This is a genomic window from Streptomyces sp. 8P21H-1 (assembly GCF_013302945.1).
Genome location: NZ_JABTYA010000079.1, coordinates 1 through 11,422, shown reverse-complemented (window position 1 = coordinate 11,422; position 11,422 = coordinate 1). Strand labels below are relative to the sequence as shown.

Genomic DNA, 11,422 nt, shown 5'->3' with positions numbered 1-11,422 from the left:
TGCTGCTCGCGGCGGCCGGCGCGGCGGTCGCGGCCTGGGGCGTGGTGACACTGTCACGCTCCACCCCCGCGGCTGCGCCGGTGCCGGTGCCGGTGCCTGCGCACATGCCGGCACCGGCGGTGGAGCGGGAGCAGCACCCCGTGGCGGCGGTCCTCGCCCTGGAGTCGTCCGTACCGGCGGCGTACGAACCGCTGCTGCCGGAACAGCGGAGGTACTGCCGGCTCACCCGCCTGTAGCGGCCCCGGACCGGCGGCCCGCCCTCCGCGGCACCATCGCTAGACCGTGGCGATGGCGGGGTCGCTGACGCCCACCCGGCCGTTCTCGACGTGCCCGGCGAAGCGGCGCAGGAACGAGCCGTCCGCGCCGGACCTGACGGTGAGGTCGTACCAGCGCCTGCCGGCCCGCAGGTCCACGGTGTGCCGCACGGTGGCGCCGGGCCGTACCTTGAACGACCTGGGCCTGCCTCCGTAGCCGTCGGTGAGTTCGAGGGTCGTCGTGCGGGCGCCCCTGTTGGTGAAGGTCAGCTCGATGTCGTCCCCGTCGTGGCGGGCGGTGACCTCGGGTCCGGCCGTCCTCCCCGGGCCCCTGAAGACGCGCAGGAACCCGTTGGGCCCGTGCACGGTCAGGTCGTACGAGCCGTTCGAGTACGCGGAGTTCCAGGTGTCCGAGACGGTCTTCCCCGCCTCGGTGGTGTAGGTCCAGGGGCCGTCGGTGCGGTTCCCGGACGTCACGTGGAAGGAGGCGCCGGCCTTCTTTCCCGAGGCGAAGGTCAGGGTGAACCTCCCGGTCTCCGGGTCGGCGGAACCGTCGATCCACGGGGCGTACCGGAGGGGGCGGGCGAGCCGCAGGCCGCGCTCCTGGCGGGGCAGCCGCGGGTGCGCGGGCGGGGTCGGCCGGTAGTCCGGGTGCCGGTCCTTGTCCGCCGGCTCGTACGCGTCGGTGTCCGGCAGGCCGGCCGGCCTGCTGTCCTTGCGGGAGAAGTCGAACGCGGAGGTCAGGTCACCGCAGACGGCCCGCCGCCAGGGCGAGATGTTGGGCTCCTCGACGCCGAAGCGGCGCTCCAGGAACCGGATGATCGAGGTGTGGTCGAAGGTCTCGGAGCAGACGTAACCGCCCTTGCTCCAGGGCGAGACGACGAGCATCGGCACCCGCGGGCCGAGCCCGTACGGACCGGCGACGTGGGTCGCGCTGCCCGCGAAGAGGTCCGGGCCGACGTCCACGGTGGACCTGCCGTGGTCGGCGGAGCGCGGCGGCAGCGGCGGGACCAGGTGGTCGAAGAAGCCGTCGTTCTCGTCGTACGTGATGAACAGGGCCGTCTTCGCCCACACCTTCGGATCCGCGGTGAGCGCCTCCAGGACCTGGGAGATGTACCAGGCGCCGTAGTTCGAGGGCCAGTTGGAGTGCTCGGAGAAGGCCTCGGGGGCGGCGATCCAGGAGACCTGCGGCAGCGTGCCGCCCAGGACGTCGGCCCGCAGCCGGTCGAAGTAGCCCTCGCCCTTGCGGGCGTCGGTGCCGGTGCGGGCCTTGTCGTGGAGCGGGTCGCCGGGCTCGGCGTTGCGGTACTTGTTGAAGTAGAGCAGCGAGTTGTCGCCGTAGTTGCCGCGGTACGCGTCCGCTATCCAGCCCCAGGAACCGGCCGCGTCCAGGCCGTCGCCGATGTCCTGGTAGACCTTCCAGGAGATCCCGGCCTCCTCCAGGCGCTCGGGGTAGGTCGTCCAGTCGTAGCCGAGTTCGTCGTTGCCGAGGACGGGGCCGCCGCCCTTGCCGTCGTTGCCGGTGAAGCCCGTCCACATGTAGTAGCGGTTCGGGTCGGTGGAGCCGATGAACGAGCAGTGGTAGGCGTCGCACACGGTGAAGGTGTCGGCGAGCGCGTAGTGGAACGGGATGTCCTCGCGCGTCAGGTACGCCATGGTCGTGGCGCCCTTGGCGGGGACCCACTTGTCGTACTTGCCCCCGTTGTAGGCGGCGTGCCCGTCGGGCCAGCTGTGCGGCAGGCCCTCCAGGAACTGCATGCCGAGGTCGTCGGCCTCCGGGTGGAAGGGCAGCAGGTCCTTGGTGCCGTCCGACTGGTGCCACACGGACTTTCCGTTGTCGAGCGTGACCGGGTGCGGGTCGCCGAAGCCGCGGACACCCCTGAGCGCGCCGAAGTAGTGGTCGAAGGACCGGTTCTCCTGCATGAGGACGACGACGTGCTCGACGTCCTCGATGGTGCCGCGGTGGTGTCCCGCGGGGATGGCGGCGGCCTTCGCGATGCTCTCCGACAGCGCGGTGAACGCCGCGGTGCCGCCCGCGAGCTGCAGGAAACGGCGCCGATTCACTTCGGTCATGACTGGGGGACCTCTCGTCCTGGCGGATACGGATGCGACTGACGGACGGACCTGCGCATGCCGCAACGTGCGCGAGAGGAGTGTTCCAAGGGCAGCGAACGTCACGGAAGGCCCGCGTGGCCCCCGTGTGAAGCGCGGCGGTACGCGAGGGGCGGGCTCCTCACCGGGAGGTGACGGAGTCCGTCGACGGCTTCCCTGGGGCCGGGCCCGGTGGGGACCTGATAAGAGCAGTCGTGTCAACGGCTTCCGCCCCGAGAAGACACCTGATGAAGCCGTCACCGTAAGAGGCGCCGCGTGCCCTTCGGGGTTTTTCCGGATAGGAATCCACATCAAGGGCTGTTGGTGCTACTGCCGGAAGTCCCGGCCCCGCCGCGGCTGCCGGTCGCCCCTCGGACGTCACCCCTCAGATAGCGGGTGACCATGGCCACCAGTTCGTTCTCGAACGTCTCGACCGGGACGTCGCCCGGGACCGCCATGCGTCTGTGCGTGTTCGTCTCGACGGTGAACACGATCAGATCGGCCGCGGCGCCGAGGTCCTGCACGCGGACGTCCGGGTGCCGGGCGAGGAGGTCGCGCACCTGCTCGACGCGGTTCCTGCTGTGCCGGTCGATGGTGTCGATCAGCTCCTGCGAGAACGACGCCTCCTCGATCATCATCCGCAGCAGCCGGGGATCGTCGCGGTGGTTGTCGATCGCGTCGCGGACCAGGGCCCGCACCGTCGCCTCCAGGGTTCCGGCGGACAGGTCCAGCCGGTCGGCGTGCGTCCAGGTGCCGCGGTCGATGTGCCGCACCACCAGCTCGGCCAGGATGGCGTCCTTGTTCGGGAAGTACTGGTACAGCGAGCCGATCGAGACTCGGGCGCGCTCGGCGATGCGGTTGGTGGTGCCGGCGGCGTAGCCGAACTCGGCGAAAACGTGAGCAGCGGCGGTGAGGACGCGCTCGCGGGTGAGTTCGGCACGCACCTGGCGGGGCTTGCGACGTGCGGGGGGACGGCGGTCGGCCGACGGCATGGAGGGGCCTCCTCGGGGCGCGGAAAGCGAGTAGCCAAAGAGCTGAGTAATTGTTCAGAATACTGTCATGACCTGCGAAAACAAGGCCATGCCCGATACGGGCAGGCTCTCGTGATCCCCAAGGTGCAGCTGCCCGGGCCACGCAGAATGATCACGCTGGAGGTGCGCCGCCGTGAGTTCCTCACACCGGGGTTCGCGAGCGTCACCCTCGGCGGTCCGGCCGTGCGGGACCTCGTCGTCGCCGGCGCCGACCAGGCGGTCCGGCTGTTCTTCCCCCGTGAGGGGCAGACCGCGCTGCGGATGCCGACCGTCTCGAACGAGGCATGGATCGCCCAGTTCATGCTGGTGCCGAAGTCGGTCCGGCCCTGGGTCCGCAACCTGACAATCCGGCGTGCGCGGCCGGCGGACGACGAGATCGACATCGAGTTCGCGCTGCACGGCGACTCACCCATGTCGTCCTGGGTGCGCCGGGCCGCGCCGGGCGACCCGGCGGGGATCTTCGACATCGGCACGGTGTACCGGCTGCCGGAGCACGCGGAGGGGCAACTGCTGGTCGGCGACGAGACCGCGCTGCCCGCCGTCCTGTCGATCCTCGACGGAACACCGCCCTCACTGCCCACGGAGGTCTACCTGGAGGTGGCGGCCGAGGCCGACATCCGCCCCGTCGGGGCACCCGCCGGCACCCGCGTCCACTGGTTCAGCCGCGACGGCGCGGACCTGCGGCCCGGCGCCCTGGTGCTGGACGCGCTGCGCGAGGCCCCCCTGCCGTCCGGCCGCTTCCACACCTGGGCCGCGGGCGAGTCCCGGCTGGCCACGTCGGTGCGACGGCAGCTGGTCGACGACCGCGGCGTGCCCAGGCGGGACATCTCGTTCATCGGTTACTGGCGCCTGGGCCGGTCCGCCCCCGGCTGAGAGGAATCCCCCATGCAGCACGAGAACCGGCCGGGCGCGCCGCGCCGGCTGACGACGGCGGACGAGGTCGGGACGGCCGTCGGCCGTCCCGCGCCGATGGTCATGCTCAAGCAGATCAGCTCTCTCGACGAGGGCTGCCGGACCGTCCTCGCCCACTGTCCGATCGCGGCCTTCGGCCACCGCGACGCCGACGGCACCAGCAGGACGACCTTCATCGGCGGCACACCGGGGTTCGTCCGCGTCCACTCCCCGACGCGCATCTCCTTCTCCCTGTCCGAACCCGGCGATCCGCGCGGTCCCGTCTCGTTCTTCTTCCTCCTGCCGGGCGTCGGCGAGATCCTGCGCGTCAACGGTTCCGTGGCGGCGCGCGAGGACGCCGGGACGACGGCCGGGACGACCGTCGACGTCGAGGAGGCGTACGTGCACTGCGCGCAGGCCGTCCTCCGGTCCGGCCTGTGGCAGCCGCCCGTCCCGGCCGGGCCCGCCCTCCACGAACCCGCCGGGCCGACGGGGCCGGTCGCCGGAATCGCGGGGGACGGCCCCCTGTGCGGCCCCGGCATCGCCGGCTTCCTGGCCGCGGCGCCGTTCCTCGCCCTGTCCTCCTGGGACGCGTCGGGCGGGAGCGACACGAGTCCGCGCGGGGACCGGCGGGCGGTGGCACGGATCCTGGACGGCCGCACTCTCGTCATCCCGGACCGGAGGGGCAACAAGCGCGCCGACACGCTCCACAACCTGCTGCGGGACGACCGGCTCTCGCTCGCCGCACTCGTTCCGGGACGCAGCGGGGTGCTGCACGTCCGCGGCCGCGGCGCGATCACCGACGACCCCGCGCTGCTGGGGACGATGTCACTGCGCGGGACGCCGCCGCACCTGGCCCTGCTCATCGATGTCGAGCACGCCGAGCTGACCGGCAACGACGCCGTGGCGCGTGCGCGGCTGTGGACCCCCGGCGCGCATCCGGACCGCGGCACGGTACCGGACCTGATGGCGCTGGCGGGGAAGCACCTCGCCGCCGGTTCGGCCGGGGCCGCCGACGGACCGCCCGCGTTCCTGCTGAAGGCGGTCGGGGCGGTCCCGGGGCTGACCCGGTTGCTGCGGCTGGCGGGGAACCGTGCGTACCGTTCCGCGCTGCGGAAGGAAGGCTACGGGGACCTCGCGCCCGACGCGGGCGGGGGGCCGGGCGGGAGCGGACGGTCCGGCGGGAGCGGGTGGCGCCGCGGTCTCCCGCGCCGGCGCCCTGCCGGCAACGACGGCGGCCGGGAGCGGTCCTCACGGGACCAGTCCCTGCGGGAACCTCCCCTGCGGGAGGTACGCGTCGCCGGGGTGCGCCGGGAGACACCGAGCGCGGTCACCCTCGTGCTGGAGGACGCCGACGGCGGCCGGGCACCGTTCGAGTTCCTGCCCGGCCAGTTCTTCACCCTCGTCGCCGACATCGACGGCCGCCCGGTGCGCCGGGCCTACTCGGCCTCGTCGGTGCCCGGACTGTCCCGTCTTGAGGTCACGGTCAAGCACGTGGCGGGCGGCCGGTTCTCCACCCATGTGCACCGGGACCTGCGCGCCGGCGACCGCCTCGCGGTGCGCGGTCCGTCGGGCTCCTTCCACCTCGGACCGGGGGCCCCGGACGAGATCGTGCTCGTCGCGGCGGGCAGCGGCGTGACACCGATGATGAGCATGATCCGTACGCGGCTCGCCGTCACGCCCGGTCACGGCCGGACCGCGCTGCTGTACAGCAGCCGCAGCGCGGACGAGGCCGTCTTCGCCGACGAGCTGGCCCGGTCGGCAAAGGACCACCCCGGCCGGCTGTCGGTCACCCATGTCCTGACCCACCGGGACGGACGCCTCGACGCGGACGGCGTACGCCGCTGGATCGCGGACCTGTCACCGGCCCCGGACGCCCACTACTACGTCTGCGGTCCCCCACCGCTGATGGACGCCGTACGGGGTGTCCTGTCCGGACTCGGCGTCGCGGACGGACGGGTGCACCACGAGCGCTACACCAGCGCGGCGGACACCGGGTCCGCGGTGGCGGCGCCGCAGGAGATGACCGTCGAGGAGAACGGACGCCCTGTCGGCACGGTGGTCGTCGAGCCCGGCCGGACCCTCCTCGACGCGGGCCTGGCCGCGGGGTTCCCGATGCCGTACTCCTGCACGGTCGGCAGTTGCGGCGACTGCGCGGTGCGGCTGCGCGGCGGAGAGGTCGCGCAGAACGAGCCGAACTGCCTGACGCCCCGGCAGAAGGCCGAAGGCCGGGTGCTCACCTGCGTGGGCCGTCCCCTGTCGGGGGTCACCCTCGACATCACGGCCCCCTGATCGCGGGCTCCGTTTGACCTTGACACAGTGACAGGGTCTTCACTGCGTGCCGAGGAGGTGGTCTCGATGACGGTCACGGGACAGGACACGGACACGAACGTGGATGGGGACATGGATGGGGACATGGATACGAATGCGGATGCGGTGCGGGCGCTGCGCGGGCTGGAGCACGACACCGCGTCCGTACGGCTGCGGGCCGCTCTGGCGATCGGCACGGCGCCCGACCCGCGCTTCGTCGGCCGGCTCGTCGAGCGGTGCGCGATCGAGCCCGAGTTCTTCGTCCGCGACATGCTGACCTGGGCACTCACCCGTCACCCGGTCTCCGTGACACTCCCCGCGCTGGTCCGCGAAGTCCGCTCGGAGCGGGCGCAGGCACGGAGTCAGGCGCTGCACACGCTGTCGAAGATCGGGGACCGGCGGGCGTGGCCGGCGATCACCCCGGCGGTGTTGTCCGACGCCGACGACGAGGTGGCCCGCAGCGCCTGGCGGACCGCGGTGGTGCTCGTACCGGAAGGCGGGGAGCCCACCCTGGCCGCGGCGCTGGCGACGCAGTTCGGGCGCGGCGGGCGGGAGACGCAGCTGAGTCTCAGCCGGGCGCTGGTCGCGCTGGGCGAGGTGATCGCACCGGCCCTGCGTGCCGCGACGACGGACACCGATCCGCGCGTACGGGCGCACGCGCTCGCCACCCGGCGACTGCTGCGCGACCCGGACGCCGGCTTCGACCTCGCGATCGAGGAGGCGAAGCGCGTCGTGGCCCTCGGCGGGTCCGGCCAGGAGGGACGGTAGGGCGTGCTGATCGGTGAGGTGGCGCGGCGGTCCGGAGTCAGTGCCCGCATGCTCAGGCACTACGAGTCGCTCGGACTGGTACGGCCTTCGGGTCGCACGGGCTCCGGTTACCGGGAGTACTCGGGGGACGACATCCGGCGGATCTTCCACATCGAGAGCCTGCGGTCGCTGGGGCTGTCGCTGCGTGAGATCGGGCGGGTGCTCGACGACCCGGGGTTCACGCCCGCGGCGCTCGTCGGCGACCTCGTACGCCGGACGCGCGAACGCATCGCGGCCGAGACCGAGTTGCTGACGCGGCTGCACCGGATCGACGCCGCGGATCCCGGCGGCTGGGAGGACGTGCTCCGGGTCGTGGCCCTCCTCCAGGCCCTGGGCTCGAAGAGCGCCGACGTGCGCCAGCGCGCGGCCCTCTCCTCGGCCGGGGCCGCGGTGCCGGTGGAGGCACTGGTCGAGGCGGTACTGGGCGAGACGGAGCCGAACGTCGCCGGAGCCCTTCGATGGGCACTGGCGCGCTCGGGCGACGGCGGCCCGGCACTGCTGTCGGAGGGCCTCGACTCCCCCGTGGCCGCGGTGCGGGAACGGGCCGTCCGGTCCCTCGCCGAACTGCCCGGCGAGGAGGCCGCCGCGCGGCTGCGCCCGGCCCTCGCGAGCCCCGACGACACGGTCCGCGGGTACGCGGCCCTGGCGCTCGGGGCCCGCGGGGTCGCCGAAGCGCTCCCGACACTCATCGACCCCCGCGGGGTCGCCGAAGCGCTCCCGACACTCATCGACATGATCGTGCAGGGGAGGAACGACACCGACGCGGCGGACGCGCTGGGCGTGCTCGCGCACGACAGCGCGACGGCGGACCGGATCGCGACCGGTCTCCTCGACCGCCTCGCCCACGACACCACCGGAGCGCCCGCCCGCGGCCGGCTGACCCAGGCGCTGGCCGCCGTTCCGGGGCGGACGGCGTCGCGTGCCCTCGTGGAGCTGTCCCGGGACGGGGACCGTGCCGTCGCACTGACCGCGGCGTACCTCCTCCGGCTGCGCGGCACACGCTGACGTCCCTGATCCGGCACACGCTGACGTCCCTGGATGCGGCACCCGCCGACGTCCCCGATCGGGCGTCGCTGCCGGGAGAACTGTGCCCGGACGGGCCGTTGACAGGGAACGTGGCCGTCGGGATCCTGTGAGAGCGCTCTTCCATCGATGTAAAAGCGATCGTGGAGGACCGTGACGAGCAGGATCCCCCCACCCCCACAGCCTCCTTCCGCGATCGTGACCTGGCGGCGTCTCGCGTCGGCGTTCCCCCACCGGCCGGGCGTCGCCGGGGTGGAGGCGTACCAGGGAGAGCCCATGAGACTGTTCCGCTGCTTCTCCGGCCTCGGCGCCCTGGCGCTGGCCGGCCTGCTGACCGCCCCCCTGTCCCTCTCGTCCCCCGCCACCGCCCAGAGCGCCGCTCCCCCCGCACGGGAGGCGGCGCCGCAGGGGCAGACGGGCCTCCGCGCCGCGGACCCCAGCGTGCTGAGGGTCGGCAGCACCTATGTCTCCGTCCAGTCGGCCGACGGGGGCATCGTCGTACGGCAGGCCGCCTCCACCGACGCCCTCGCCTCGGCTCCCGCCCGGAAGGTCTGGTCGGACACCCGCGACCGCGGTGAGGTCTGGGCCCCCGAGATCGTCATGGACAACGGCAGGTACTACATCTACTTCACGGCCGGGCGCGGACCGGCCCACCGCATGTACGTGATCAGCTCCGCCGCCCCGGACAGCGGCTACAGCGCCGAGACGCAGCTCGCCCTGCCGGACGGCAAGTGGGCGATCGACGGCACCCTGTTCACCTTCGGGGGGCAGCGCTGGTTCGTCTGGTCGGGCTGGGCGGGCGACACCAACGTCGAGCAGAACCTCTACATCGCCCGTATGAGCAGCCCGACGACTCCCACCGGCGGACGGTACGTCATCTCGCAGCCGCGTGAGAGCTGGGAGCGCGTGGTCGGCAACCCGTTCATCAACGAGAGCCCGGAAGCGATCAAGGACCCGAACGGCCAGCTGCACATCACGTACTCGGCCAACGGCAGCTGGAGCGACCAGTACTGCATCGCCGACCTGCGCCTGCGGGCCGGCGGTGACCCCACCTACGTATGGGACTGGTACAAGTCGAACGGCTGCCTGTTCGGCTCCAACCGCACCACGATGATGCCCGGCTGGGACCCGACGCTGTACGTGAACGGCCCCGGGCACCACACGTTCGTCCTGCTGAACGGCGACATCAACACGAGTCCGCCGGCGGGTCCCAGGTTCCCCCTGATGTTCCACGCGGTCCCGAAGGGGACCCCGTACTCGTGGGACAACCGCTACTGGTACACCGGGACGTTCGCGTGGTGGGGCAACACCACGTACTCACGGTCCAACGTGCCCGGGGCGAACACCAACACGGGCTGGAGCATCAAGTTCTTCGAGTGATCCGAGCGATCCGAATGATGTGAGCGATGTGGGCGGGCGGCGGCGTTCAGCTGTAGTAGGCGATCTTCTCGTCGAGGACCTCCATGGCCCGGTGCAGCGCCGCCGCCCGCTGCCGCAGGGCGGCACGGCGCTCGCGCAGGAAGGCGACCCGGTCCTGCGGGGAGTGCTCGCCGCGCAGGATGACGACGAACTCCCGCAGGTCCGCGATGCCGAGACCGGCCTCGCGGAGGCACGTGACCAGGCCGATCCAGAAGACGTCGTCCTCGGTGTACTGCCTGCGCCCGCCGGCGGTGCGCCGTATCGGGCCGATGAGCCCTTCACGCTCGTAGTAGCGCAGCGTGTCGAGCGAGACGCCGGTCCGGTCGGCGGCCGCCGCCGGGGTGAGGGTGGTCATGGAGGCTCCTCGGGTGACCGTGCTGTCGCGGCTGCCGCGTCCGTTGCGGCTGCCGCGCTGCCGTACTACCGCGCTTCGGCGAAGCGCGCCAGGTGCTCGTCGTCGAGCCGCACACGGTGCGCGGCGAGCGCCTCCTCGATCTGCTCCACCCGGCTCGCGCCGACGATGGGATCGATGCCCTGCCGCATCAGCCATGCGAGGACGACCTGGTTCCGCGTGGCCCGGAGTTCGCCGGCCACGTCGTCGAGGACCGCGAGCACCCGGGCCGTTCCGGGGTGATCATAGGTGTGCGGGAGCGGCTTGTTCGTGCGTACGTAGGAACCCCACATCAGCGAGCTGTACGACCACACGGCGAGCCCTTCCTCGCGTGCGAGGTCCAGGTCCTCCGCGGTGAGCATGCGGTGGCCGGCCTCGGCGACGGGGGTGAGCGGGCGCGGCTGGACGAGCGAGTGGCGCAACTGGAGGAACGTCCACGGTTCGACGCCCCGCTCCCGTGCGAGCGACCGGGCCCGCTCCACGCGCCAGGCGGCGTGGTTGGCCGCCCCGACCCGCAGGGCCGTTCCCTTCGCGACCAGTTCGCCGAAGGCGCCGACCGTCTCCTCCAGCGGCACGGCACGGTCCTCGGCATGGGCCCAGAGCAGATCGACGTGGTCGGTCCCGAGGCGCTCCAGGCTCTCCTCCACACCGGTGCGGACGGCATGCGCGGAGAGTCCTTCGGCGCTCTCGGGCCAGGAGTGCGGGACCAGCGGGTTCTGCCTGACCTTCGTCGCGATCCGCACCAGGTCGCGTACGCCCGGGCGGGTCCGGAGCCATGCCCCGATGAGGCGCTCGCTGGCGCCGCCGACACCGCTGGGGTCGGCCCAGAAGGAGTAGCAGTTGGCGGTGTCGAGCCAGACACCGCCGCCGGCGACGAAGGAGTCGAGGATCGCGAAGGCCCGGTCCGGGGCGACGCGGGTGCCGAAGTCCATCGTTCCGAGGACGATCCGGGAGGTGGTGGGATGCGTGGTGGGGTGCGTGGTGGACATGCCCTCCATGCTCGGATCTGGAGCGCGCTCCAGGTCAAGCCCGCCCGCGACGCACACGCCGGGCGCCTCCGCGGCGTCGCGAGCAGGGCCCGGGGGCAGGGTCTCCCGGACCCCGGACCCCGGACCCCGGACCCCGGAGCTTGGACCCCGGAGCTTGGAGCTTGGAGCTTGGACCCCGGACCCCGAACCCCGCGCCGCGGGCCCCGGACCGGCGCG

General features: G+C 72.6%; 9 protein-coding genes and 1 pseudogene. 6 read left to right on the top strand and 4 right to left on the bottom strand.

Annotated elements, in window-relative coordinates:
* Positions 1 to 236, top strand: a pseudogene (locus tag HO151_RS06950) (hypothetical protein); the annotation flags it as partial.
* Between the two features lie 39 nt (positions 237 to 275).
* Here the strand turns inward: HO151_RS06950 and HO151_RS01615 are convergent.
* Both HO151_RS01615 and HO151_RS01610 read right to left on the bottom strand, forming a co-directional pair.
* Positions 276 to 2,327, bottom strand: a complete 2,052-nt coding sequence (locus HO151_RS01615) for a phosphocholine-specific phospholipase C (protein WP_173894348.1) — start codon at positions 2,325 to 2,327, stop codon at positions 276 to 278.
* Positions 2,328 to 2,656: 329 nt separating this feature from the next.
* Positions 2,657 to 3,337 carry a TetR/AcrR family transcriptional regulator gene (locus HO151_RS01610; RefSeq protein ID WP_173894347.1) on the bottom strand — a complete coding sequence of 227 codons (681 nt, stop codon included), beginning with the start codon at positions 3,335 to 3,337 and terminating at the stop codon, positions 2,657 to 2,659.
* Positions 3,338 to 3,484: 147 nt separating this feature from the next.
* Here HO151_RS01610 and HO151_RS01605 point away from each other — a divergent pair, with 147 nt between their 5' ends.
* From HO151_RS01605 to HO151_RS01585, 5 genes are all read left to right on the top strand, one after another.
* On the top strand, positions 3,485 to 4,249 hold the full coding sequence (locus HO151_RS01605) for a siderophore-interacting protein (RefSeq protein ID WP_217422766.1): 765 nt from the start codon (positions 3,485 to 3,487) through the stop codon (positions 4,247 to 4,249).
* A gap of 12 nt (positions 4,250 to 4,261) precedes the next feature.
* Complete coding sequence (locus HO151_RS01600) at positions 4,262 to 6,559, top strand: 2Fe-2S iron-sulfur cluster-binding protein (protein WP_173894345.1); 2,298 nt, start codon at positions 4,262 to 4,264, stop codon at positions 6,557 to 6,559.
* A gap of 66 nt (positions 6,560 to 6,625) precedes the next feature.
* The gene (locus HO151_RS01595; protein ID WP_217422765.1) at positions 6,626 to 7,345 is read left to right on the top strand and encodes a HEAT repeat domain-containing protein; all 720 of its coding nucleotides are present in this window, start codon (positions 6,626 to 6,628) and stop codon (positions 7,343 to 7,345) included.
* 3 nt (positions 7,346 to 7,348) lie between these two features.
* Positions 7,349 to 8,389, top strand: coding sequence for a MerR family transcriptional regulator (locus tag HO151_RS01590; RefSeq protein ID WP_173894343.1), 1,041 nt, complete (start codon positions 7,349 to 7,351; stop codon positions 8,387 to 8,389).
* Between the two features lie 294 nt (positions 8,390 to 8,683).
* The gene (locus tag HO151_RS01585; RefSeq protein WP_173894350.1) at positions 8,684 to 9,787 is read left to right on the top strand and encodes a glycoside hydrolase family 43 protein; all 1,104 of its coding nucleotides are present in this window, start codon (positions 8,684 to 8,686) and stop codon (positions 9,785 to 9,787) included.
* Between the two features lie 46 nt (positions 9,788 to 9,833).
* Here HO151_RS01585 and HO151_RS01580 read toward each other — a convergent pair whose 3' ends face one another.
* Positions 9,834 to 10,181: a MerR family transcriptional regulator gene (locus HO151_RS01580; protein WP_173894342.1), complete on the bottom strand. Its 348-nt coding sequence runs from the start codon at positions 10,179 to 10,181 to the stop codon at positions 9,834 to 9,836.
* A gap of 65 nt (positions 10,182 to 10,246) precedes the next feature.
* Positions 10,247 to 11,215, bottom strand: a complete 969-nt coding sequence (locus HO151_RS01575; protein WP_173894341.1) for an aldo/keto reductase — start codon at positions 11,213 to 11,215, stop codon at positions 10,247 to 10,249.
* Positions 11,216 to 11,422: the final 207 nt, after the last annotated feature.

Bases quoted from the DNA above. Each gene is read 5' to 3' on its own strand.
- HO151_RS01615 (WP_173894348.1), bottom strand. From the start codon at position 2,327: ATGACCGAAGTGAATCGGCGCCGTTTCCTGCAGCTCGCGGGCGGCACC.
- HO151_RS01610 (WP_173894347.1), bottom strand. From the start codon at position 3,337: ATGCCGTCGGCCGACCGCCGTCCCCCCGCACGTCGCAAGCCCCGCCAG.
- HO151_RS01605 (WP_217422766.1), top strand. From the start codon at position 3,485: ATGATCACGCTGGAGGTGCGCCGCCGTGAGTTCCTCACACCGGGGTTC.
- HO151_RS01600 (WP_173894345.1), top strand. From the start codon at position 4,262: ATGCAGCACGAGAACCGGCCGGGCGCGCCGCGCCGGCTGACGACGGCG.
- HO151_RS01595 (WP_217422765.1), top strand. From the start codon at position 6,626: ATGACGGTCACGGGACAGGACACGGACACGAACGTGGATGGGGACATG.
- HO151_RS01585 (WP_173894350.1), top strand. From the start codon at position 8,684: ATGAGACTGTTCCGCTGCTTCTCCGGCCTCGGCGCCCTGGCGCTGGCC.
- HO151_RS01580 (WP_173894342.1), bottom strand. From the start codon at position 10,181: ATGACCACCCTCACCCCGGCGGCGGCCGCCGACCGGACCGGCGTCTCG.
- HO151_RS01575 (WP_173894341.1), bottom strand. From the start codon at position 11,215: ATGGAGGGCATGTCCACCACGCACCCCACCACGCATCCCACCACCTCC.